The following is a 24,241-nucleotide window of genomic DNA, read 5'->3' as shown; positions in this document are numbered from 1 at the left end:
GACCCGAATACTGCAAACTGAATGCTGCAAACTGCAAACTAAAATCACGTTGTCGTTCTTTTTGCATAAGTCTAACTTCCTGATGCGCACGGTTTACCCCGAATTCTGGTGGAAAATCGACCGCGTGAGCGGCCAGGACGCACCCGAACCAACGATCTATCTCACGTTCGACGACGGACCGATACCCGACGTAACCGAATTTGTGCTTGAGCAGTTGGATAAATACGCAGCGCAGGCCACGTTTTTCTGCATCGGCGACAATGTACGTAAGCACCGCAACGTGTTATATCAGGTTCTTGAAGCCGGGCACATGGTAGGTAATCATACCTATAATCACCTGAATGGCTGGAAAACGGATGATGCACGCTATCTGGAAAATATACAAAATTGTCAGGATGAACTCCGGGTAGAAACAGCCCTGTTTCGGCCGCCTTACGGGCGTATCAAGAAGTCGCAGGCTGCCGAGGTGATGGAGCATTATTCCGTAATTATGTGGGACGTGCTAACCGGCGACTTCAACCAAAGTCAGCCAGCCGATTTTTGCCTGCGCAAAACCATTCAGCACACAGAACCCGGCTCCATTGTGGTATTCCACGACAGCCTGAAAGCCTGGCCAACAATGCGCTACGTGCTGCCCCGAATGCTGGCCTATTTTTCTGAGCGGGGGTATTCGTTCCGCGCTGTTCCGCAGCCTGTGTATGCCGGTTACTGAGTCAGCACCCACCGTTAGCATCCTGATTGCCGCCCGCAACGAAGCATCCACTATTGCCAACTGCCTGCGGGCCATTTCGCAACTTAATAAGCCAGCCAATACCTTCGAGGTACTGATTGGCAACGACCAATCGACCGACCTGACCGCCGATATTGTAGCCAGTTTCATTGCCGACAGAGCAAATTATCAGCTTATTCCGATTCAGGAAGCCGTTGCGGGTTTGCGCGGCAAAGCCAACGTTCTGGCACAATTAGCCCAACAGGCGCGGGGTCAGTACCTGTTTTTTACCGACGCCGATACGCAGGTGCCACCCACCTGGCTCACGGCCATGCTTCAGCCAGGTAGCCCACACGTGGGAATTGTAACGGGGGTAACACTGCCCGAAGGCCCGCGACTTTTTCACAACCTTCAAACGGTCGACTGGCTCTATAACCTCACGCTCACGGCCCTGCTCGGCCACGTCGGTATTCCAGTAACCGCGATGGGCAACAACATGGCCGTGAACCGGGTGGCTTACGACGCCGTTGGTGGCTACGAGTCGCTACCGTTTTCTATCACGGAAGATTACACCCTGTTCCGGGCAATTGTGAGCAACGGATTTGCCTGGCAAACGCTGCTCGACGAGCGTGTGCTGGCGCGCACAAAGCCAGTCGATACGCTTCGGGCCTTTCTGCATCAACGCAAACGCTGGATGCGTGGGGCGTCCGAACTGCCATGCTGGCTGGTAACGTTGCTGTATGCGCAGCACCTTGCCGGGCCATTGCTGCTGTTGCTGGGCTGGTTTATGCCCGCACTGGCAGTAGGAATGTATATAACCCGGCTGATGGTACAAGCCACGGTTCTGTCGTTCGGGATGAGCCGGTTGCGACAAACCCGGCTGTGGCCCTACGCGCTCCTGTTCGAGTTGTATCAACTGCTGACAGGGCCGCTGTCGGTGCTTTTCTACTGGTGGCCGACACGGGTAGAATGGAAAGGTCGCCGGTTCGACTAACTTATCTGGCCCATACTAAACCGGCAACCGGGAAGTCCATTTGCCAGCCTTTCTGCTCCACGAATGCCAGCCTGACTGTCAGTTTTTTGGCGCGTTTAAGTTGATCGATAAAGGCCCGGTCGGTGTCTAAAAACACAATATTGGCCCGACCATTGGCAGCCGCCGATACGCTGTATTTTCGTTCGGGTTGCTGATCGAATCGGATGCGGGCCGTACCATTTTGGAAGCTACGGTTAAACTGCCCTTTCGAGACCTCGACATAGACGTGCGTAGTGCCATCACTGCGGCTACGCAGGGTCAGCCTCGGAATGGCCCCACCGCCGTAGGGGTAGCCAAAATCGAGCCGGGTTGGCGACAGTACCGTTGCTCTATAAACCACCGCTCCCGCTTCAACGGTGCGCTTATACGTCCAGGCTGGCTGTTGCTGTGCGCTTAACGTACTGAAAAACAAGTATATGCTTAGCAGAAAACTCATACGGCAGTAAGCAGGGCTGGCTCCCGAAGCTGAAGCCCGATTGGTAGGTTGGGATTAATGGTATACACCTCCGTCTCTTCAAACCGCGACGCCACAACTACGGTCGTGTTCTGTTGATGCGGTGCAAACTGCTCAAGTACCAATTGGGGGCAGTTGTTGTCTTTCGACAGGTGCGACAGCAAAACGTGGCTCATCGACGCCGGTCTGTAGTCGCGAAAGAGCGTCAGTGCCTGCTGATTGGACAGGTGGCCGTCGCCCCCGCGAATGCGCTGTTTCAGAAAAAACGGGTAGCGGCCCTGTTCCAGCATCTGCTCGTCATAATTGGCTTCCAGAAACACAGCATGGCATTGCTGAAAATGACGCGTCAGGTGGTCGCAGGGCTGGCCGATGTCAGTAAAAACGCCCACGGTAGCTCCCCGGCAGCTAATTACAAAACTATGTGGATCAACGGCATCGTGCCGCTTCGGAAACGCCAGCACGCTCAGTTCACCGATACTGACAGGTTGATAAGCGTTGAGCGGGCGAAGTTGAAGCCGTTCGGGCGAGAGGCCCGTGCGTTGCAGCGTCTGACGGGTAATAAAAACGGGTAGCTGATATTTTTTTGCCAGTATCGCTACACCCCGAACGTGGTCGGTATGTTCGTGCGAAATGAAAATGGCTTTCACCATATCCATCGACAACTTCAGCCGGGCCATGCGCCGTTCCGTTTCGCGGCACGAGATACCCGCGTCAATCAGTACGGCTTCGTGCTCATTACCAATGTAATAGCAGTTGCCGTTACTGCCCGAATTCAGCGATGCAATAGAAAGAGACATTCAGAAAAACAGATGATAAATGCAAGGTTACGGTCAAAGATAACGGTTTGGCGGGTGGTAGAAAAATGTTGATTAGCTGAACCAAACAGGGTTGTTTTGTTTTGTCCTTCCGACGAAAGGAGAAGAACCGTAATCCGACGTATCGCACGAAAAATGCTTATCGATACCCACGCCCATATTTACGATCCGCAGTTTGATAATGACCGCGATACCATTCTGGCGCAAGCCGAAGCACAGCAGGTGTCGCAAATCTGGATGCCGAACTGCGCCCGCGAGAGCGTTCGGGGTCTGATGGCTCTTGCCGAACAATTTCCCGACCGCTGCCTGCCCATGATGGGTCTGCATCCGTCGTATGTCAAGGCCGACGTTGACGCCGAGCTGACCTCGGTTGAAGAGCTGCTCAATCGCCATGCGTTTATGGCCGTGGGCGAAATCGGCCTGGATTTTTACTGGGACATGAGCTACGTAGACCAGCAGTTTGCAGCATTTGAAACGCAGCTTCGATGGGCGGCTCAACAGCAACTGCCCGTGTCGATGCACACACGTTCCGGGCATGACAGAAACGCGTTCGCCGAAGCCGCCGACCTGATTGAAAAATTAGCTCTGCCGGGTCTGACGGGCATTTTTCACTGCTTCGTCGGCACGCTCGATGAGGCTCGGCGGGCCATCGGCATGGGCTTCAGACTGGGTATTGGGGGCGTGTCGACCTTTAAAAACGGTGGCTTGGATAAAGTGCTGCCGCACATTAGTTTAAAACACATTGTACTGGAGACCGATGCGCCTTATCTCGCGCCCGTGCCGCACCGGGGCAAGCGCAACGAACCCGCCTACCTGCGGCTCATTGCCCAGCGCGTGGCCGATCTGATGCATGTTGGCTTCGACGACGTGGCCCGGCATACAACGGCAAACGCGCAGGCACTACTGCCCACGCTGTACGCCAATTTGTTGCCGGGCTGAGTAGCAACACATGCTGAGCGGTTTTGAACGAAATCAACCTCCGACTATGGCTCTTTGGGCTACGTTTTTCATCTTTGGGGAATGAAGTACCAAACTGTCCGAATCGATCCGCGCATCGATTCCAGTAACAAACGTTCGGCACTGCTCCGGTCGGTGTTGGTGATTTACACTGGTGGAACCTTCGGCATGGTCTACGACCGCGAATCAGGTCAGTTGATACCATTCGATTTCGAGCGCGTTCTCGACCGCCTGCCCGAATTAAACCGGCTCGACATTAGCATTACAATTCTGACGCTGCCGACCATTCTCGATTCTTCGAATATGAAACCAGCGGTTTGGATCGAACTGGCGCAGATTATTGAGCAGCACTACACGCAGTACGACAGTTTTGTCATTTTGCACGGCACCGATACAATGGCCTACACGGCCTCGGCACTGAGTTTTATGCTCGTAGGTCTGAGCAAACCCGTTATCCTGACTGGTGCGCAACTTCCTATTGGCGTAGCCCGCTCCGACGCCCGCGAAAATTTTATTACCGCGCTGGAGATTGCTGCCGCTGTTGATACCGACGCTACCGGCAACCCCTGCCCAATTGTACCGGAAGTCTGCGTATATTTTAATTCGCTGCTGTTACGCGGTAATCGCTCCACCAAGCGCGAAAGCGTACAGTTCAACGCCTTCGTTTCCGAAAACTATCCGCACTTAGCCAATGCCGGGGTCAGTATCGATTATAACCGACCGTTTATTCGGCCCTGTCTGCCCAATCAGCCGCTGCATATTCGCACCGTCCTCGACCCAAACGTAACAATCCTGAAGCTATTTCCAGGTATCTCCCAGCCCATAGTCGAAGCCGTTCTGACTATGCCAACGCTGCGGGGGGTTGTGCTGGAAACCTTCGGCGCGGGTAACGCCCCCACCGACGATTGGCTGCTGGCACTGCTCAAAGCCGCTATTGACCGGGGTGTTTTCATTTTCAACGTCTCGCAGTGTGCAGGTGGACGCGTGACGCAGGGGCAGTATCAGACAAGCCATTACCTGCAACAGATTGGCGTAGTTAGCGGAGCCGACATCACCACCGAAGCCGCTATTACCAAACTGATGGTCCTGCTGGGGCGCGAACACGACCGGGGGACCGTAGCCACCAACCACTTACGCACGTTGCTGGCTACGCCACTGGCGGGCGAAATGAGCGAATAAGGTGAAAAGCGTCATTTACTTACTGTACTATTGCGCGAATTGAAGCGTATCCCCATCATACAGTTAATTTGAAATTGGTGTCCATGTGCCCGGTTGACCCTTCACGCCGGGAACTGTGCAAACCCAGTACTGTACGCCTGTTGCCGTTGGGGCTGGATTGAAAGTACGTCTGCCAACCGAAAACCCGCCCGAATACGTGCTTGATTCAGGGGGGCCATAGTTCTTGACCACTCCAGTCACGTAAGAGGATGCATCGAAGATGATTGCCCGAGCAAAACCGCAAGTCAGGTTGCCCACAACACTCGAATTGTTGCTTAGCTCGACGTAGCCCGCGTCGGTCGTCAAATTACCCACGAGCGTACTATTGTTCGCATAGATGCGTCTATACCCGGCTGTTTCAGTGCCAAACGAAAATTTGGAATTAATTAGCCAGCAGGCCCCCTTCGGAAAGTCGCCTGCGTCAATTTGTGAGTCAGTGGCTTTCAGATACGATAGCTCCCCCGCACTCGACAAATTTTTCACCCAGCAGCGCGTGAGCGTCAGAGGGAAGTTCTCGTTCGGAGCCGAGCCTACGACTACAGAATTAATCGTTACGTCACGCAGATAGAAACGATTGGTAGCCCCTAATAGGGTGGTTATGTACCCCTTATCAATCAAAACCTCACCCTTACCTGCCCGGCTTACATTGCCCGACGCGTTGATGTGATTCACAACGACCTGCGCCAGTCCCTCAGCCCAGTTTTCAAGTACAAGCGGACAATTGTTTTCAATACGAAGGTCATTGACAGTCAGGTGCGTCCCGTAAAATCTTGCAATGGCGTTGGCCGATGAGAAAACACCCTCTGTATTAGCTTGTAAACGGACATTTGCATACGTGACTGTGCTGCCCCCCAAAAACCATGTATCAGTTCCTGCCCGGCTTACTCGTTGACGCTCTGAGTGAATATTATGAAACACACAGCCCAATGTCTCAGGTGCCACATAGATAGCTTTTTCGCGGCTCTGTTCGACTTGTAGCCGTAGAAAATGGCTCATGTTGGAGGTGTCCCCTCCATTTACAACCGAGAAGGCATAATTAGTGGCATTGCCACACAACTCAACCGAAATATTCTTATAAATGCTGTCATAGGTGCGTCCAATACGTAGGCCGAAACCATTACAGGCGTGAACACGGATGTTGTCAAACTCGGTAATGAGCGCAAACTGAATATCTATTCCATTTAGTGCGTTGTTATTGCCCTCCAAGTCAATCCGAAAGGTGCGCATACGCAGCGGCCCGGTGAACGTTAAGGCCGTATAGCCTGCCCCCTGACAAGAAATCGTACCGTTCAGGGCAATGCCTGCAATGCCATCGCCGTTAACAACAATCGGCCCTTTGATGTTGTAGGTCATCATGCCCGTATCATACACTAAGGCTTTTTCAGTTTTTGCCACCTTGAATGCTGCTTGCAGGGCCGACCTATGATCGGTAGCACCGGGGCTAATAAACCAACCCACATCTATCGAGCGAAAGTACTGTCGCTTAAATCGTCCACCGTTAGCGGTAACAATGCATGTGCCGGTGTTGTCGGGGGTTGATGTATCTGCCGGGTCATATCGCCAGCGTCCCCCGCCAAAGTCAGTTGTTTCAACAATGGTTGGCAAAGCAGCGTTTTTTGACAGGCGTAGACTGCGAAGCTGTGAAACTGTGTAGGTCGTCACCAGTGTCCGTGATGATCCTGTTTTGCCCTCCCGAATTGTTGCCGCTCCGTTTTGGAGCGTAGTCATACTTAACGGTAGCGTGGTTTGCGCCAATGCCGACGCCGATACCAGTAGAAACATGAATGTTCGTAAAAGCATAATTGAGGTTTTCGTTTGGGTTAAACACATTAAACGGTTAACAAACGGGTGCGTGGTATATTGTCCGCTTTACCGGTAGTATCACAGGAATGTAGAACGCAAATCTCCTGGCTACCCGGTGTCGGTGACTAAGATGGTCAGTACGAAAATCGTAACGGCCCGACCGGGCGGCATCCCAAACACGGGTATGTAATAATTGTATAATTGTGATCTTTACCTGCAAACGTGCTGGTCTTCTGATTGAATGGACTGACAGTACCCTGTATCGTATTGCCGTCCTGCGTGTTAAATGCTACACATGAACCCCAATTGTCTGATTTCTTTACCTAAATGTCGGACCATATTAGTCGGTAAGCAGCTCACCCGTTACCAGCAAAGGCAAGCCCTCTGCCCAGCTTGACGTAAATATAAAGCTTACCGTCGACACTTGGCACCGCCCATAGCGAGGTCATTCCCGGCAAAGCCTATCATCACCTGCGACCACAAACGAAGTGGCAGGGTAGCTCGTGAACTAACTAATTAAGGCTATTCACCAACCACTTACGCACGTTGCTGGCTACGCCACTGGCGGGCGAAATGAGCGAATAAGGTAACCCGACGTAAATTTTTCGGGAGCGAATCTTGCGTTGAATCCAGTAAAACCTTATCTTTGCACTCCCAAATGACACAGAGAGGTGTCCGAGTGGTTGAAGGAGCACGCCTGGAAAGTGTGTATGCGGGTAACCGCATCGAGAGTTCGAATCTCTTCCTCTCTGCCATTACAGCGTGACGTGACCTATATAGAGAGCTGCCGGAGTGGTCGAACGGGTCTGATTCGAAATCAGAAGTACTCGCAAGGGTACCGGGGGTTCGAATCCCTCGCTCTCTGCAAAGCGTTGAAATCCAGCAAGTTAACTTGCTGGATTTTTTATTATGAGCTTATCAGTAGCCACTTCTGAGTTATCACGTCTACCGTTCCGGCATTCCAATTACCTGCCCTGCATAGCCCGGTACGTCGGGTATGGCAGCGGTGCGACCACCGGTAGCTGATCCGCTGCTTTGGTACACCTGTTTCTGATCGGTTTTGGCAACCGTAAACGAGAAAACGTGGGCCGACGGTCCGCGTAGCGTCACCCGAAACACGTTGCCATTCAGCCCGTTGCCCGGTACGCGAAGAACGTCGGTGCGTTGCTCGTTCCAGTTTTGATTCATGCCGCCCACCACCACGACCTGCCAGCCCGTAGCGGTGGGTTTGTAGCGCAGCATGTAGGCTGGTTTGGGCGGATTCTGCTTGCCATCATCGTAATTGTACGCCTGCGTACCGTTGTACGTTTGAAACGGGCCAGAGCCGTTCAGTTGCACGTCAGGGTCTTCGACCAGCGTAGAACCGGCATAAAATTTTTCATACGGCTGCATGTCGTGACGCGCCTGAAACAGCGACGAGTAGGCGTGCAGATGATGGTTGAACCCCGGCACAGTAGCGGGGTCGCGCCGAACCAAACGCGGGTCGTTCGGGAACACGTGGAAACCTGCGCCGGGGGTATCGCCTTCCAGAAACCGATGCACCACGTAGCGGCTGTACCACAGATAGGGCGGTTGCCATACTTTCGGCGTTTCCTCGTACACTACGCGCCCCGACTGATCGTACTCTTTCCACGCGTTTTGCAAGTCGGGAAATGGTACGCGGGCCGCTTCGCCATCGCCGTTGGGCAGAATGGTGCCATCGACGTAGCCGCCCGTATTCCCCTCGTACACCGGTTCCATCATGCGTATCGTAGGGCGGTATTTTCCCTGCCGGAGTTGCATCAGACGCCGGTTCAACTGCCAGTAACCCTTCTCGTCGGCCACAATGTGAATGGGCTTGATTCGGCCCCAGAGATAGGGGTACGTTTGCGTGCCCGGTTTGTGGTTCACCCAAATGTCGTTGTAATCGGCTCGGCCAATATCGAAATTGAACAGGTAATAATACCCCAGCATTACGTCTTCGTAATCCCACTGCGAGCCGGTGATGCGGTAGGTGCCGGTGCCACCGCCGGGTTTACGTAACGCAATGAATCCCTGCGCGTTACCACCAATTTTTGTAACGTCGGCCTGCCCGTCCTGAAACACGTTGTTGCGGTTGGCGAAGTCCATGCGCGGGCGACCCTGATACAGGCTGGCCCCATAGCTGACGAGTGTGCCGGGCTTGCCTTTCTCCTTCGCCACCTGCATCAGCAGCACCAGCCGGTTGGTACGCCGAACCACCATTTCGCGTTCCCACAGACCCGAATTGTGAAGTTGCTCAAGGGTTCGGGTTTGCCCGTCCGATTCGCACAGGATACGCCGGTTCCTGGCGTCGTTCCAACTGGGATATTTTGGTCCGCCGTAAAAATCTTTCGACCATAGATTACCCGTTTCGATATTGAATATCAGGTGCCGAACGCCCGCTTCGTTGCCGTAGCCAGCCGCCGGGCAGCTTTGCCAGATTTTAGTGTAGTACTGCTGTAAACTACTTTCGTAATACCCCGCGCCTTCGAGTTCGCCGTGCAGCCCGCTCTCCGAAACGTAATACAACCCGTCGCCCAGCGGCAGACGGGGCTTGTCGGCTTCGCTTACGGCCCACATATTGAACAGGTTTACGCCCTGCGCCCGCCGTTGGGCCGGTGTGCCGGTAGCCGCAAAATCGACCGAGAACCGGTAATTGGGCGAAAAGTAGCTATTCAGGCCAAACTGACCGGGGTTAAATTGCCGCTTCGGTTCGGGCGTGTAAGTCGTCAGTAGCCGGATGCCCAGCCGGGAAACCGCCCCCGACCGGGCCGAAGGCGGATTTTGTGAAGGCTGGGTGTCTGGGGCATTGGTGGTTTGCGAAGGAGCCTGCCGACAGGTTACAGCAATCAGAAACGGAATAGCAGCGAAAATGGTTTTCATGCAGTTGGTGGTTGCGGACAGTAGTATTTCTACACTGAACAAACTCCCGGTCCGGTAATAAGGTTGTATACGAAGATAAATCACTAACGCACAATGTGGCAGGAAGAAGATAATCAGCTAACCCGAAACTTCACGTTTTCCGACTTTCAGGAGGCTTTTGCGTTCATGACCCGCGTGGCACTGCTGGCCGAAAAAATGGATCACCATCCCTGGTGGTCGAACGTCTATAATCAGGTAACGATAAAACTACAGACTCACGATGCGGGCAACATTGTGACAGAAAAAGACCGTAAATTAGCTGCTTCAATTGATGAACTTGTAAAGAGTGAATGAAACTCTACCTCGTGCCGACGCCCATCGGTAATCTTGACGATATAACCCTGCGCGCTATCAACGTGCTGAAAACCGTAGATGCCGTCCTGGCCGAAGATACGCGTACGTCAGGCGTACTTCTTCGGCATCTGGGTATCAGTAAACCGCTGCATAGTTACCATATCTTCAACGAGCACCAGACCGTGCAACGGTTGGTGACGCAACTGAAAGAAGGAAAAACCTTTGCGCTGGTGTCGGATGCCGGTACGCCCGGTATTTCAGACCCCGGCTTTTTGCTGGTGCGGGCCTGCACGCAGGCCGAAATCCCGGTCGAGTGTTTGCCGGGGCCAACAGCCTTTGTTCCTGCGTTGGTCAACTCCGGCCTCCCCAGCGACCGCTTTACGTTCGAGGGGTTTCTGCCGCACAAAAAAGGCCGCCAAACGCGTTTGGCCGAACTGGCCGACGAAGAACGGACAATGGTGTTTTATGAATCGCCCCACCGGCTGCTGAAAACGTTGACGCAATTTGCCACCGTGTTTGGCCCCGACCGGCCCGCCAGCGTGTCGCGTGAGCTGACCAAGCTGTTTGAAGAAAATCGGCGCGGCACGTTGACCGAACTGGTGGCTTATTTTAGTGAAAAGCCCGTGAAAGGTGAACTGGTGGTATGCGTGCAGGGCAACGAACCCAGCAAAGAGAAACGAAAGAAATACGACCGCGATGACGAAGACGAAGCCGAGTAGCTGGCACTGGCTGCTCATTTTTTATTTTTCTCTTTTCACGTTTCACTCTGCCCAGGCCCAGCCGCTCTCTCCGTCAGTGCAGGTTAGCCTGATTACTTACGGCCCCGGCAGCGATGATATTTCGTCGGCTTTTGGGCATACCGAAATCCGCATCTTTGACCCCGTTCAGGGTCTCGACCGCAACTATAGCTATGGCGGCTTCGATTACAACGCCGACAATTTTATTGTCAAATTTCTGCGTGGCACGCTGCCCTATCGCTTGTCGGCACATAGTCTGTATCAGGTACTCTATTATTACCAGCAGAACAACCGGAGCGTCCGCGAACAGGTGCTGAATCTCTCGCTCCCTCAAAAACAGCGGCTGTTTGCGGCACTGGAAGAAAATAACCGACCCGAAAACCGCGAGTACCGCTACCGTTTCTACTACGACAACTGCGCTACTCGCCCCCGCGATATGATCGCACAAGCCTGTGGCGACAGTCTGCAATTCCGCGCTCCGCAACAGCCCACCAAATCGTACCGGGCCTGGATGAACGATTATTTAGGGGAGAAACCCTGGGCGCAACTCGGTATGAACCTGGCAATCGGTCGCCCTGCCGATGCAATGACCAGCAATTGGGAATCGATGTATCTGCCCAACAACGTCTATGACAATCTGGCGGCTGCGGTGGTCAAACAACCGGGTGGGCTAACGGCTCCGGTTGTGACGCGTTCGGCGACGCTGTTCGAGGCTCAGAAAATATTCAGAAAGCAGGTGCCGTTTATCTTCGACCCTGAAGTCGTGTTTGCGCTGCTGGGTATCGTTGTTGCCCTCTTCACCGCCCGCCGGTATCAGCGGGGCCGCGTCGACCGCTGGCTCGACCGGCTGCTGTTTAGCGTAGTAGGTTTCTGGGGCTGGTTTCTGCTGCTGCTCTGGATTGGCACCGACCACGGCGTAACGGCCTGGAACCCAACGCTGCTGTGGCTGGCCCCGTTTCATCTGCCGCTCGTATTCTGGGCCACGAGCCGCAACACCACGGCCCGCCGACGAACAGCTTATTTTGGCATTACGGCGGTGCTGATTTTGGTGGGCATGGTGCTATCGACCGTGCCGGGCGGGGTCGACGTGCTGTTTCCGCTTACGCTGCTCATTCGCTGTATCGTAAACCTGCAACCCGTTCGGCAACGGGCACTGATGCGTACCGAAGTCGTCTAAACGTCGGTTCGGATTGCTCAGATTAACTTCCAGCCTTCCCGATACGGGCGCGATAGCAACGCATTGGCCGCCCGGTTGTGCCGGAATTTCTCTTTGCGGGGGTTCCATTCAAGGGGTTCGCCGAGTCGCCAGGCAATCAGGCCGAGGTGCATGGGCAAGGTCATTTGCCGAACATAGGCCAGATTCGATTGGGGCTGCTGCCGCGACTTTACGGCATTGACAAAATTCTGCTGATGCCCCGGCGACCGTTCGAGCGTGATCGGCACTGTCGGCACGTCGGTCATTACAACCCCGTTGATGGTGATTTCGCGGGTGTTGTAATCGCATAGCAATGTGCCTTTATCGCCCTCGAAATACGCGCCGATGTGTCGTTTAGCGGCTCCCGGCACGTTGGGTGGCGTGCTGGTCCAGTGCAGGTTCAGCCCGTCGAATTCGTAGTCTACATCAATCCATTTGGGGGCGTCGGCAATACCTTCGGGGGCTTCTCCCTTCGCCCGGATACTCCGCAAACCGGTTGGGTTAATCGACCACCAGACAATGTCGGCAATGTGGCACCAGAAATCCTGAAACACCCCACCCGAATAATCGAGGAAATAGCGGTAATTGACGTGGCAGCGTTCGGGCGTGTAGGCCGACGCGGGCGCGGGTCCCTGCCACATCTCCCAGTTAAGCGCGGTTGGGGGCGTCTGGTAATTGGCCGGGCCAAGCACCGGTGGGAACCCCGTTTTCCAGAGTCGTACTGTATGCACCCTGCCAATGGCTCCGGCCTGTATGATTTCGGCCACGCGGTGATAGTTCTCGCCCGCGTGAATCTGCGTACCTAACTGAAAAATACGACCGTAGCGGTTAAGTGCTTTCAGCATCTGTTGCCCCTCGCGCACACTGTACGACAGTGGTTTTTCGCCGTATACGTCTTTCCCGGCCTGAAACGCCATGATAGCGATTTGGGCGTGCCAATGGTCGGGGGTAGCGCAGGTAATGGCGTCGATGTCGGGACGGTCGAGCAGGTAGCGGAAATCGGCGTAGGTTTTGGCGGTTGTGTTGGGCTGGAGTTTTTGCAGTGCGCCCAATGCCTTGTTGAGATGGGTTTCATCAACGTCGCACAGGCCCACGACCTCAACGTCGGGCAAGTTGGCGAACCAGTTGAGGTGATTGGTTCCCATGCCGTTCAGGCCAACGTGTGCCACGCGCAGCCGGTCGCTCGGTGCCACCTTGCGGGCCGGGCCGGGAAGGAGTGTCAGGCCGAGTACTCCTCCCCCGCTGGTTTTCAGAAACTCCCTGCGATTCATCGTAAATGACCAGTTGTGTTCTCTCCAAAAGGCACTTACGCACTCCGCTTACTATTCACTGATTAGTTCTTCTTTACGCCGACGACGTTGACGCTCCACGTTCCGCAGTTCGTACTGAATACCCTGCGTTTCAGCCGTTTCAGCGAAGCTGTGCAACATTGTGTAAATATCGTGGTCGATGAATGACGCCCTGGTACCGTCAACCACCACCTGATCGCCGGGTTTGAGGTTGCTTAAGGTTTCTTTAAGTGGCAGTTTGCTTAAAAAATACAGGTCTTTGACGAACAAAATAGTAACCTGACTGCCCGAACGAACGACCCTAAACGTTGCCTGAAAATTAGAATACAGCACAAAACCAATACCCACCACCCACCCTAAGGCAACACCTTTCAATAGATCAGTAAAAATAATGCCCAGCACCGTTACAATAAACGGCAAAAACTGGCTCCAGCCATCGCGATAGATTTTCTTGAAGATAGCAGGCTTGGCTAATTTGTATCCTACCATAATCAGTACGACGGCCAGGCACGACAGTGGGATTAGATTCAGAATTGGCCCGCCCAGAAAAACAGCAATCAGCAAAAATACACCATGAAATACCGCCGACATCCGGGTTCGGGCACCACCGTAAACGTTGGCCGATGAACGCACCACCACCGACGTAATGGGCAACCCACCGATCAGGCCCGATAGTATATTTCCTGTACCCTGCGCCAGCAATTCCTGGTCCGTTGACGAAATTCGCTTCAACCGGTCGAGCCGGTCCGAGGCTTCGAGGTTTAATAGCGTTTCTAAACTGGCTACCAGCGCAATGGTGGCACCGAGTACGTAAATCTGCGGGTCGGCAAATTTGCTAAAATCCGGGAAATCAAAGATTGAGAAAAGACTCTGCCCCGGTTCAAGCGTCGGAATCCGAACCATGTGCTGATGAGCCGTGTCGCCCAGATACCAGGTCGGTATGGCAATCCGAAACAACTCGTTCAGCGCAATACCAATAAATACGACCAGCAGCGCGCCGGGTATGTTTTTAAAAAAAGCGCGTGTGCTGCGCCCCGCCATACGCTCCCAGCCGAGCAGAAACAATAGCGATACGAGACTGATAGCAACCGCCCCCGGACTGGCCGTTTCAAATGCCCGATAAATTTCAGAAATCGTATTTTCGCCATCGGCTAATTGCTGAAATTCAAATTCGCCCTCATAGTCGTTGTCGCGACCGAGCGCGTGCGGAATCTGTTTGAGAATAATAACCAGCCCAATAGCAACCAACATTCCTTTGATGACGCTGTCGGGGAAAAAGCTACTGAACCTTCCGGCTTTGAGCAGCCCCATGCCAATCTGTATGATACCCGCCAGCACTACTGCTGCCAGAAACGCTTCGTAAGACCCTACTTTTGCAATGGCATCGGCCACGATAACGGCCAAACCAGCCGCTGGCCCGCTGACGCTAACCTCAGAACCAGACAATACGCCAACCACAATGCCACCGATCATACCCGCTACCAGACCCGAAAAAAGCGGAGCACCCGACGCCAATGCAATACCCAGACAAAGCGGCAGGGCCACTAAAAAGACGGATAAGCCCGACGGAATGTCCTGCTTAAGAAATGATAGCTGATACCGACGTAATGTCCGTACCGGATTGACGCGCTGCATGAACTGTTGGTTTCGTCTAACGTTAGGTAGTTAGCCAACGACGCTTTCCGGTGCATCGTTGCATTAGATTAGAAAAAGATTAGAAAGTTACTAAACTACGTATCGTTTGACCAGTATTTCACCCGCCGAACAGCAGTTTATTCAGCAACACCTGACCGACGATGTTGCCACGTTAGTATTACGCGGTGAAGCGATCCCGAACATCGATTTGCGTCGGGTAGCCGAACAGATAACGGCCCGCCAGAAAGCCCGTGGTAAACTGCCAGCGTGGTACGCGCAACATGACCTGATTTTTCCGCCCGCACTCTCGGTCGAGCAGGCGTCTTCCGAGCTAACGGCTCACTACAAAGCGTCGTTGGTATCTGGTGAGCTGTTAGTTGACCTGACTGGCGGCATGGGCGTTGATGCCTGGGCGTTTGCCCAGCGAATGGGCCGCGTTTCGTACATTGAACACCGACCCGATCTGGCCGATCTGGCGGCTTACAACCTGCCCCGGCTGGGTGCAACCAATGTGGACGTACATACCGGCGATGGCCTGACTTATGTTGACGGACTAACCGGAGCGGCTGCCGATTGGCTCTACCTCGACCCTCACCGGCGCAGTGAGCAGGGCGGGCGCGTCGTGCAACTTGCCGACTGCGAACCCGACGTATCGCGCCCCGGCGTACTGGCTAACCTGCTGGCAAAAGCTAACCAGCTATTGCTGAAAACTTCGCCTATGATCGACATTGGCGCAACAATCGGCCAGTTGCCGGGCGTTGAGGCTGTGCACGTTGTGGCGGCAGCGGGCGAAGTGAAAGAAATAGTATTTGTCGTTGGCAAACAGTCAGTAAGTTTAGAAACCATTCAAGTTAACGCTGTTAACCTATCGGAAAATCAGACAGATACGTTTTCGTACAACCGGGGAGAGGAGTGGCAGGCGGAGATTATATTGAGCGATCCGCAAACGTACCTGTATGAACCAAACGCGGCTATTTTGAAAGCCGGGGCGTTTCGATTAGCAGGGGTTCGGTTTGGTCTGCAAAAATTAGCTCCAAACAGCCATCTGTACACATCTGCCGAATTAATCAGCGGCTTCCCAGGCCGTGTTTTTCAGATTGAACACGTATTAAAGGTCGATAAAAAAGGGCTTCAGTACGTGTTGCCAACGCTGAAAGCCAACCTGACCGTTCGGAATTTCCCACAGTCGGTGGCCGACTTGCGTCGTAAGCTCAATCTGCGGGAAGGGGGCGATGTCTATATTTTTGCTACTACCTTAGCCAATGGCAGCAAACGATTGTTACTTTGCCGAAAAATCGTCTGAACCAGGATGCTGTCCCGGTTCAGACAAAATCGTAACCGCCATGAAACCTGTTCACTATTACGTCTCTGTTCTGAGTCTGTCATGCTTTTTGTTTGCATCGGTTGCCGCTCTGGCACAAACCGTTTATGCGGGCGAAACCACCGTCGACAAAGTGCCGCTAAAGGGGTTGAACCTCACACTCAGTGGCGATGGTCGGCAAATTGAAAAAGACTGGGAAAACCAACTACGAACCTACGGTCGGCTAACGGAGTCGCGGGGTACGTATCGCGTTACCAACGCCGACATTGCCGCTGTTTCACCCGAACCGATAAATTTGGTCAGCACGGTAAAATCGTCGCGCTCGTCGATTACTATTTTTGCTTCTTTCGATTTGGGCAGCGGCAATTTCGTCACACCCGGCGGCACAGGCTACAACGCAGCCGAACAACTCCTGAAAGATTTTGCCAGCAAAACACTGTTCGCCCAGGAAGTACGCGTTGCCGAAGATGGTTTTGACGAAGCGCAGAAAGCGCATCAGCGTATGGTTAAAAAAGGCGAACAACTCCAGCGCGATATTGAAGCCAATGCGAAGGAAAAAGACCGGCTGCTTAAACGCATCGATGAGAACGCCAAAGAGCTGGAACAACTCCTGAAAGACGTTGAAACGAATAAAGGTGAGCAAACGAACGCCCTGACCGAACTCGAAAACCGTAAGAAAAACGTTGAAGCCGTAAAAGCGAAAAGGCAGTGAACAGCCAACAGTTAGCAGTCAACAGTCTTCAGCGAACTGTTAACTGTTGGTTGTTGGCTGTTCACTGCTAACTTAATTTCCCTCCTTCACAAACACCCGCTTTACGCGTTCGCTGATGCCGGTCAGTACTTCGTAAGGTATCGTGTTTATCTGTCGGGCTAATTCGGTAATGGGCAGGTCGGGGCCGAAAATGATTACCTCGTCGCCTTCCTGCACCGATGCGGCTGTGACATCGATCATGGTCATGTCCATGCACACGCTGCCAACCGTGGGGCAAAGCGTCCCGTTGACCCACACCCGACCCACACCGTTGCCCAATCGCCGGTCGAATCCGTCGGCATAACCAATTGCCAGCGTGGCAATACGGGCATCGTGGTCCAGAACGCCCCGACGGCTGTAGCCTACCGACTCGCCCGCCAATACGCATTTGATCTGACTCACCACCGTCCGCAACGTACCCACGGGCCTTACTGCTGATACGTCGGTCTGACTCGATTCAACGCCGTACAGCCCAATGCCTAACCGCACCATGTCGAGTTGGTAATCGGGAAAGCGCACGATGCCCGCCGAATTGAGCAGATGTCGCACCGGGCGGTATCCCAACCCGGCTTCGAGGGCTTCGGTACAGCGCAAAAACGTCTGGTATTGCTGCTGCGAAAAGGCGTTGAACTGCGACTCATCGGCACCTGCCAAATGGCTGAACACCGTAGCAATGCGCAATTGCGGATGCTGTTGCAGGTAGGCAATCAGTTCGGGCATTTCGGTTTCCAGAAACCCCAGCCGGTGCATGCCGGTGTCAATTTTCAGGTGCAGGTTTGGCAAATCTTTGCTTTGGCTATCCGGCACTCCCTGCCCGTAGCTCCCTGCCACCGCTGCTGCGAACAGTCCCCACTCCCGCAACAGGCGCAGGCTGTAGATTTCGGGTTCCAGACCATATTCCAGCAATGTGGCGAACGTTTCGGGCGCGGGGTTCATCACCATGATGGGCAGCGTGATGCCGTTTTGCCGGAGCGAAACGCCTTCGTCGGCATAGGCCACGGCGAGGTAGTCGACGCGGTGATACTGAAGCAACTGAGCTACTTCGGCACTGCCGCTGCCGTAGGCAAACGCCTTCACCATCACCATAATTTTCGTGGCTGATGGCCCATCGGTACGACTAATGCGCTCGCGGTAGTAGTTGAGGTTGTGCGTCAGCGCGTCGAGATTAATTTCCAGCACCGTTCCATGCACCTTGCGTTGCAGTCGATTTACGATCCGCTCGAACGAGAACGTTCGCGCCCCTTTTACCAGCACCGCACTATCGCGCAACGCACTGACTGAAAACTGGGCTAAAAACTGATCGGTGGTTTCGTAAAAAAGGCTGTTGGGCGGAAACAGACCGGCGTTACGGCTCATCACCGGGCCGATGCCCACAAACCGGTCGATCAGGTTGGCTTCTATCAACCCCGAAATCTGCGCGTATAAGTCGGACTCAGATTGTCCCGACTGCAATACATCGGACAAGATCACGACGCGCCCGCTGCGGCCCGTTTGCTGATTCAGAAAGTTGAGTGCCAACTGTAGCCCGGCCAGATCATTATTGTATGAATCATCGATCAATACGCAGTTGTTGATGCCTTCTTTCTGCTCAAGCCGCATCGACACAGGCCGCAATCGACTGAGCCGGGTTTGCAGCGCATCAACGTTGAACGACCTGAACAGAAGCATCGTAACGAGGCAGTGCAGCACGTTTTCGACCGACGCCGGATCGGTGAAAGGCAGTGTCAGGTGATAGTCGCCCCGTGGCCCGGTCAGGTGCAGGCGATTGCCGTTTCGATGCGCCTTGTAGGTAGCGTTTTGACCCGTCAATGACCAGGTAATGAGCCGCATATCGGGGTTCACGGCCTTCAGCACCATGTTTATTTCGTCGGCAATATCGGTGTGGTCGGCGCAGTAGACGAGCGTTTGGGCATGAATGAACAGCCGAAGTTTTTCGGCTATCTTCTGCCGTCGCGTTCGGAAACCTTCGTCGTGGGCCGTGCCGATGTTGGTGAAAATACCGATGGTAGGCCGGATTATGGCTTCGAGGGCGGCCATCTCCTGCGGGCGCGAAATACCGGCCTCAAAGATGCCAAGCGTGTGATGGTCAGCCAGTTGCTGTACCGATAGCGGCACACCTAACTGCGAGTTATAGCTACGCGGGCTACGAGCAATAGCGAAGTCATCGGCTAAAAGCTGCGCGAGCCATTCTTTGACAATGGTTTTGCCGTTACTGCCGGTGATGCCAATAACCGGAATGCGAAACTGCTGCCGATGCGCAGCCGCCAGCGTTTGCAGGTGCGTCAGGCTGTTGTCTACTTCTGTGAACCGTGCGTCGGCGTAGTCGGCCAGTTTGGCTAAACGGGCGGGCGTTAGTGCCGGGGTTTCAACGACGAAATGCCGGACGCCCTTGTTATACAGGTCATCAATAAAATCGTGCCCGTCGTGGTGTTCGCCCCGAATGGCAAAAAATAGAACGTCGGATAAATTTCCCGTCGCCTGTCGCGAGTCAGTAAGCCAAATCATATCAGTTAACAACCAACAGCGAACAATCAACAGTCAACAGCCAACAGTTTAGCTGGCGGCAGCAACTGTTGGCTGTTGGCTGATGACTGTTAACTGACTTCACATCCACTTTTTTCGTTTAAAATAAATTATTTCGCCGATGGCGATAGCGGTCATGGCCGCGAGGGTCCAAAAGTAGCCGGTTTTGGTACGAAGTTCGGGCATGTTGTCGAAATTCATGCCATAGATACCGGCAATAAACGTCAGCGGAATAAAAATGGCTGATACAATGGTCAGCGTTTTCATGACCGAGTTCATGCGGTTGTTCACAATCGAATAATATACGTCCATTAGGCCGGCAATCTGTTCGCGATACGATTCGAGCAGTTCAATAATCTGGCTAACGTGGTCGGCCAGGTCGCGCAGGTAGGGCACTGTACCGGGCCGGATCAGGTCCGATTCTTCGCGCAGCAGCACACCCACAATATCGCGCAGCGGGTTTACCACGCGCCGGATGTGGGCCAATTCGCGCTTGAGTGTATAGAGCGTTGCCAGCGTTTGCTGATTAGCCCGTTCCTGAATAATATAATCTTCGAGTTCGTCCATTTTTTCGCCGATACGCTCGGTAATCAGAAAATAATGGTCTACGATAAGGTCCATGAGGGCAAACAACAGATAATCGGCACCGTTGCGCCGGGTTTTGCCCGCCGATGCCCGGATGCGCTCGATCACCGGCTCGAAAATATCTTTTCTTCGCTCCTCCTGAAAGGAAATCAGGAACCCCTTACCGAGCACGAAACTGACGTGTTCGGTTTCGATCTCCTGCCGTTGCCCGCTATGGTGCAGGTTTTTCAGCGTCACGAACACGATGGTATCGTCATACAAATCAATTTTGGGTTTTTGCTCGGTGTTCATCACGTCTTCGAGCAGCAGCGGATGCAACCGGAATTGCTGACCGAGAGCCTCCACAACCTTTGGTTCGTGAATGCCATCTACGTCGATCCAACCCACAAAAGGCGCATTATTGCCCGGCAACCGACACGCGCTTAGTTTGCTGCTTTCATCGACCCGGTAGTCGGTAGCGTTGTATTCGATTCGTTTGATTTTGGTAGCGTGTTCAATTTCCTCGCCTATGTAGGTTAGTGTACCGGGCGATGTACCCAGCGTTTTTTCGGCAGACCGGTATCGTTTGCGTTTCGACATAAATAGCCACGGATTTTTTTAGGGGAACACGGATTACACGGGTCTACACGGATATTTTTCAGAGTATGTTAAAAAATCCGTGTTAATCTGTTGTATCCGTCAAATCCGTGTTCCCCTTTCTGCGAAATAAACCAAATTGGTACATAAACTAAACCAACTCCTTATTTACCTTATCAAATGAACAAAACTTGTTATTTTGTTGCATGGCTCGTCTGTTTATTTTCTTCGGTATACTCGCCCTGCTGACGGCCTGTAGCAGCGGCAATACGGCCCTGCGTCATGGGCATTATGATCTGGCGGTGCAGCGGGCATCGCACCGGCTCAGCCAGAAGCCGGGCTGGTCGAAACGGGGTCATGTGCTGGCTCCGTTAGTACTGAAAGCAGCGTTTGTCCGGGCTTATGAACAACGCCAAAATACAATCCGGCAGTTGTCGGCAGGAACAGAGCCATTTCGGTGGGAACGCGTGTACGCCGAATACGAAAACCTGCAAAAGCTGACCGATAATGCCGCTAAATGCACAAACTGTGCCGACTGGTTATCGGCGTACCCAATTTCTTACCGCGACCAGCAGACCGAAACGCGCCAATTAGCTGCCGCCGACCGGTATCAGGTTGCCGAACAGGCGTTTGCGCTGCGCGAAGAAAACCGACTCGCGGCCAAAGATGCGTTTCTGAACTACCGGAAAGCCGCCGAGTGGGTGCCCGACTTCAGGCAGGCGCAGGCTAAAGCACAGGACGCGCTGCCGTTTGCCGTGTTGCGGGTGGTGGTCGAACCGCTTAGCCCTACCCGTGAAATCAGTGCCACAGAAAACACGCAGTTGCAGGGGCTGATTTTCGAGCAGATTGGCCGCAACGACGCTCCTTCACCCTTTGTGCGGCTCTATCCGCCCGACGAAAACGCCGGAGAAGGCTATCCGATTCATGAGGCCGTGCAGATGCAGGTAACAGATTATTCGTCCTACAACGAACACGTATCGTCGTCCTGCACAACGGTTTACAGCAATCAGGAATACAAAGTTGGCGAGAAGAAAATCAACGACTCCACAAAAGTCGATATAATGGAAAAAGTGAAGGGTACACTCACAACGTTTCGGCGGGAAATAACAGCCGGGCTAACGTTGCGAATGCGGGCCATTGACACGCAAACCGGCCAGGAACGGTGGAATGAACCAGTTTGGGAAAGTCGGAGTTGGGTAACTGAATGGCAAACGTTCAGTGGCGACGACCGCGCTCTGAATGGACACAGTTTAAAAAGTGCTGACTCGTTTCCGCCCTCACGCTGGTCGTTCTACGACAGTATGCGCGACGAACTGGCCCGCGACGTAGCCCGCCGACTCCGAAACCGATATGCTCACGACTGACTTCACTCCTGCCCTACTGCATCTTTCCAAAGACCCCGTTCTGGCTCAGATTATTGTTGATACGCCCGGCGTGGATTCGCCTGTACCCAAACCTGCCTACGACTGGGCCGATAACGTCTATCTGGCTTTGCTCGAAAGTATTGTGTCGCAGCAGATTTCGGTGAAAGCCGCCGATGCCATTTTTACCCGTTTCCGGGCATTATTTGTCGACAACTACCCCCACGCCGACGCGCTATTGCTGAAAACGCCCGATGAATTACGCAGTGCAGGACTGTCGTTTCAAAAGATAAAATACCTCCAGAGCGTTGCCGAGTTTACGCAACACCACCCCCTCGACCGGGCGCATCTCGACCCTATGAGCGATGAGGAGATTGTCCAGTATCTACTGCCAATCAAGGGCGTGGGCCGCTGGACGGTTGAGATGCTGCTGATGTTTGTACTCGACCGCCCCGACGTATTTCCAATTGATGATCTGGTTATTCGCCAGAAAATGATACGCGCCTACCCCGACCGCGTTAATGGCCTGACGGGCAAAGCTTTATACAAAGCGTTGCATGACATTGCTGCTGCCTGGCAACCGTATCGAACCACGGCCTGCCGGTATTTGTGGCGGTGGAAACCTACAGCCGTTTTACCAGCACCTGAACCTTTGATTGAACGCTGATTAAAATCTGCACACCGTCGGGCCGGACAACGATACGCTGCGGCACCAATCGAAATTGGTCGACGTCAAGAGCCGTTTTTTTACCGGCACCAGCGCGGGCGTATGCCGTCTCGATTTTGTCGGGGATACTGGCAATGTGCTGATGCAGTGGCACCGCCAGCACCGTTTCGAGCGTGTCGCGCAGGCGGTCGTGCAGCAGCCAGTCGGCGGTGGCAAACAGGCGTTCTTTCGTATCAACATCGAAGTCAACGTGTCTGACCTGAAGCGTATTCCGGAGCGTATCGTAGTGGGGTTGTCCGCGAAAATAGAGCGTTCCGTTTACGGCCCCGCCTATATCGGTTTTCACAATCAGGGAGCGTCCATTGCCGTAAACCAAGGCACTGTTTATTTTGATTGTACCACCTGCCAGTTCGAGCTTTTGCGTAATAAGCCGCCGGTCTAACGCCCGGTTCAGGTCAGTGAAAGGAATAAACGCCAGCACCCGCAGCCGCGACGCTTCGGGTACTTTAGCCCGTCGGAGCAGCCGGGGCAACCGTTCGAGTGTGTCGCGTTCGGGCAAAGTACCCAGTCGCGTGTCAACCCGAAACGCAATCTGTAGTGGCACGGTAATTTGTCGGGCATCACCATAAACGGGCGCGGCTGCAATACTGAACGGGCGCGGAATCAGCCAGATGTCATCGGGTTGGCGGGCAAGGCGAAGCGGTTTCTGCATATCGCGCCAGATTTTTCCAATTTCGCGGTCAAGGCGCAACTCGCTGTGTACGGCCTGATCGATGGCCGCTTCAATCTCAGCCCGGCGTTTATCGAGCAGATTTTCGGCCAGTTTCGTGATGCCCACGTTGATGCCAAGCAGTCGGATTTTGGGTTTCTGAATCCAGCGGTATTGTTCAAAACGCGAACGGGTAGCTAACCGCCAGTTGGATTCTACCGACAGCGGAGAAACAAAATTAACGGCCAAGGCACAAAGCGGACGGCTCTTGCGGTGTTTACGCAGACCAAGCGGGTTGCTGTACCACACCTGCAACGGAGCTGAGAACGACACCCGCTGATTGGCATACTGAATCTTGACCGGCCCCGTTCGCACAACGCGCAGATGCCAGGCTTCGCCTTTGCGCCCCTTAAATGTCTCCTCGTTGACCAAAACCGGATTGAGCGATTTGTTGATTTTACGTTCCAGATCGTTTATTCGGAACGTGACCTCGCCCGCAACATAAGAAACGGGGTCAGGAATGGGCGGCTCAAAATCAAGTGTGGCGGGCGCGTCGGGACGCACACGATTGCAGCCAATGGCGCCAAGGAGGGCCAGCAGTAAAAATAAGATTCCGGTAATACGTTGAGTAGTCATTTTCTCAACAAACTACCAGACTATGAAAATGTTAGCCTACTAAAATTATAG

Annotated in this window: 20 protein-coding genes and 2 tRNA genes; 13 read left to right on the top strand and 9 right to left on the bottom strand. The window is 53.7% G+C overall.

Annotated elements, in window-relative coordinates; genetic code table 11:
- Positions 1-82 precede the first annotated feature (82 nt).
- Both AWR27_RS06975 and AWR27_RS06970 read left to right on the top strand, forming a co-directional pair.
- Positions 83-712, top strand: a complete 630-nt coding sequence (locus AWR27_RS06975) for a polysaccharide deacetylase family protein (RefSeq protein WP_077130525.1) — start codon at positions 83-85, stop codon at positions 710-712.
- Complete coding sequence (locus AWR27_RS06970; RefSeq protein ID WP_077130524.1) at positions 699-1,703, top strand: glycosyltransferase; 1,005 nt, start codon at positions 699-701, stop codon at positions 1,701-1,703. Before AWR27_RS06975 ends, AWR27_RS06970 begins: the two co-directional genes overlap by 14 nt.
- A 1-nt stretch (position 1,704) precedes the next feature.
- Here AWR27_RS06970 and AWR27_RS06965 read toward each other — a convergent pair whose 3' ends face one another.
- Positions 1,705-2,178: a hypothetical protein gene (locus AWR27_RS06965; protein WP_077130523.1), complete on the bottom strand. Its 474-nt coding sequence runs from the start codon at positions 2,176-2,178 to the stop codon at positions 1,705-1,707.
- On the bottom strand, positions 2,175-2,993 hold the full coding sequence (locus tag AWR27_RS06960) for an MBL fold metallo-hydrolase (RefSeq protein ID WP_077130522.1): 819 nt from the start codon (positions 2,991-2,993) through the stop codon (positions 2,175-2,177). Before AWR27_RS06960 ends, AWR27_RS06965 begins: the two co-directional genes overlap by 4 nt.
- A gap of 153 nt (positions 2,994-3,146) precedes the next feature.
- On the opposite strand from AWR27_RS06960, the gene AWR27_RS06955 reads away from it, so the two are divergent.
- Both AWR27_RS06955 and AWR27_RS06950 read left to right on the top strand, forming a co-directional pair.
- A complete protein-coding gene (locus AWR27_RS06955; protein WP_077130521.1) occupies positions 3,147-3,950 on the top strand; it encodes a TatD family hydrolase in 804 nt (267 codons plus the stop codon).
- Between the two features lie 81 nt (positions 3,951-4,031).
- On the top strand, positions 4,032-5,147 hold the full coding sequence (locus AWR27_RS06950) for an asparaginase (RefSeq protein ID WP_083732986.1): 1,116 nt from the start codon (positions 4,032-4,034) through the stop codon (positions 5,145-5,147).
- A 63-nt stretch (positions 5,148-5,210) separates the two neighbouring features.
- On the opposite strand, the gene AWR27_RS06945 is transcribed toward AWR27_RS06950, so the two are convergent.
- Positions 5,211-6,986 carry a hypothetical protein gene (locus AWR27_RS06945; RefSeq protein WP_157579165.1) on the bottom strand — a complete coding sequence of 592 codons (1,776 nt, stop codon included), beginning with the start codon at positions 6,984-6,986 and terminating at the stop codon, positions 5,211-5,213.
- A gap of 668 nt (positions 6,987-7,654) precedes the next feature.
- Here AWR27_RS06945 and AWR27_RS06940 point away from each other — a divergent pair.
- Both AWR27_RS06940 and AWR27_RS06935 read left to right on the top strand, forming a co-directional pair.
- Positions 7,655-7,744: transfer RNA gene (locus tag AWR27_RS06940), tRNA-Ser, on the top strand.
- 23 nt (positions 7,745-7,767) lie between these two features.
- Positions 7,768-7,854 (top strand) — tRNA-Ser (locus AWR27_RS06935).
- An 80-nt stretch (positions 7,855-7,934) separates the two neighbouring features.
- Here AWR27_RS06935 and AWR27_RS06930 read toward each other — a convergent pair.
- Positions 7,935-9,872: a hypothetical protein gene (locus AWR27_RS06930; protein WP_077130519.1), complete on the bottom strand. Its 1,938-nt coding sequence runs from the start codon at positions 9,870-9,872 to the stop codon at positions 7,935-7,937.
- A gap of 93 nt (positions 9,873-9,965) precedes the next feature.
- Here AWR27_RS06930 and AWR27_RS06925 point away from each other — a divergent pair, with 93 nt between their 5' ends.
- From AWR27_RS06925 to AWR27_RS06915, 3 genes are read left to right on the top strand one after another with little or no spacing between them, the layout of a single operon-like run.
- Complete coding sequence (locus AWR27_RS06925) at positions 9,966-10,205, top strand: 4a-hydroxytetrahydrobiopterin dehydratase (RefSeq protein WP_077130518.1); 240 nt, start codon at positions 9,966-9,968, stop codon at positions 10,203-10,205.
- Positions 10,202-10,924 carry a 16S rRNA (cytidine(1402)-2'-O)-methyltransferase gene (rsmI, locus tag AWR27_RS06920; RefSeq protein ID WP_077130517.1) on the top strand — a complete coding sequence of 241 codons (723 nt, stop codon included), beginning with the start codon at positions 10,202-10,204 and terminating at the stop codon, positions 10,922-10,924. Before AWR27_RS06925 ends, rsmI begins: the two co-directional genes overlap by 4 nt.
- On the top strand, positions 10,902-12,119 hold the full coding sequence (locus AWR27_RS06915; protein WP_077130516.1) for an Lnb N-terminal periplasmic domain-containing protein: 1,218 nt from the start codon (positions 10,902-10,904) through the stop codon (positions 12,117-12,119). The genes rsmI and AWR27_RS06915 overlap by 23 nt, the downstream gene beginning before the upstream one ends.
- Before the next feature lie 17 nt (positions 12,120-12,136).
- On the opposite strand, the gene AWR27_RS06910 is transcribed toward AWR27_RS06915, so the two are convergent.
- Both AWR27_RS06910 and AWR27_RS06905 read right to left on the bottom strand, forming a co-directional pair.
- Entirely contained in the window at positions 12,137-13,408 is a 1,272-nt protein-coding gene (locus AWR27_RS06910) for a Gfo/Idh/MocA family protein (RefSeq protein WP_077130515.1), read from the bottom strand.
- A gap of 51 nt (positions 13,409-13,459) precedes the next feature.
- Positions 13,460-15,061: a SulP family inorganic anion transporter gene (locus AWR27_RS06905; protein ID WP_077130514.1), complete on the bottom strand. Its 1,602-nt coding sequence runs from the start codon at positions 15,059-15,061 to the stop codon at positions 13,460-13,462.
- Between the two features lie 106 nt (positions 15,062-15,167).
- Here AWR27_RS06905 and AWR27_RS06900 point away from each other — a divergent pair, with 106 nt between their 5' ends.
- On the top strand, positions 15,168-16,364 hold the full coding sequence (locus AWR27_RS06900) for a THUMP-like domain-containing protein (protein WP_077130513.1): 1,197 nt from the start codon (positions 15,168-15,170) through the stop codon (positions 16,362-16,364).
- Between the two features lie 40 nt (positions 16,365-16,404).
- Positions 16,405-17,094: a hypothetical protein gene (locus tag AWR27_RS06895; RefSeq protein WP_077130512.1), complete on the top strand. Its 690-nt coding sequence runs from the start codon at positions 16,405-16,407 to the stop codon at positions 17,092-17,094.
- A gap of 72 nt (positions 17,095-17,166) precedes the next feature.
- Here AWR27_RS06895 and AWR27_RS06890 read toward each other — a convergent pair whose 3' ends face one another.
- Together AWR27_RS06890 and corA are read right to left on the bottom strand one after the other, a co-directional pair.
- A complete protein-coding gene (locus AWR27_RS06890; protein WP_077130511.1) occupies positions 17,167-19,638 on the bottom strand; it encodes a bifunctional UDP-N-acetylmuramoyl-tripeptide:D-alanyl-D-alanine ligase/alanine racemase in 2,472 nt (823 codons plus the stop codon).
- A 99-nt stretch (positions 19,639-19,737) separates the two neighbouring features.
- Entirely contained in the window at positions 19,738-20,820 is a 1,083-nt protein-coding gene (gene corA, locus AWR27_RS06885) for a magnesium/cobalt transporter CorA (RefSeq protein ID WP_077130510.1), read from the bottom strand.
- Between the two features lie 203 nt (positions 20,821-21,023).
- Between corA and AWR27_RS06880 the strand changes: the two genes are divergently transcribed.
- Both AWR27_RS06880 and AWR27_RS06875 read left to right on the top strand, forming a co-directional pair.
- A complete protein-coding gene (locus tag AWR27_RS06880; RefSeq protein WP_077130509.1) occupies positions 21,024-22,181 on the top strand; it encodes a hypothetical protein in 1,158 nt (385 codons plus the stop codon).
- A complete protein-coding gene (locus tag AWR27_RS06875) occupies positions 22,168-22,845 on the top strand; it encodes a DNA-3-methyladenine glycosylase family protein (protein WP_077130508.1) in 678 nt (225 codons plus the stop codon). The genes AWR27_RS06880 and AWR27_RS06875 overlap by 14 nt, the downstream gene beginning before the upstream one ends.
- On the opposite strand, the gene AWR27_RS06870 is transcribed toward AWR27_RS06875, so the two are convergent.
- Positions 22,802-24,190 (bottom strand): DUF4403 family protein, encoded by a 1,389-nt coding sequence (locus AWR27_RS06870; RefSeq protein ID WP_077130507.1) that lies wholly within the window; start codon positions 24,188-24,190, stop codon positions 22,802-22,804. The genes AWR27_RS06875 and AWR27_RS06870 overlap by 44 nt on opposite strands.
- Positions 24,191-24,241 lie beyond the last annotated feature (51 nt).

Origin of the sequence: Spirosoma montaniterrae, assembly GCF_001988955.1 — a bacterium.
GTDB classification, from domain to species: Bacteria; Bacteroidota; Bacteroidia; order Cytophagales; family Spirosomataceae; genus Spirosoma; species Spirosoma montaniterrae.
This window is presented reverse-complemented; position numbering and strand designations above follow the sequence as displayed.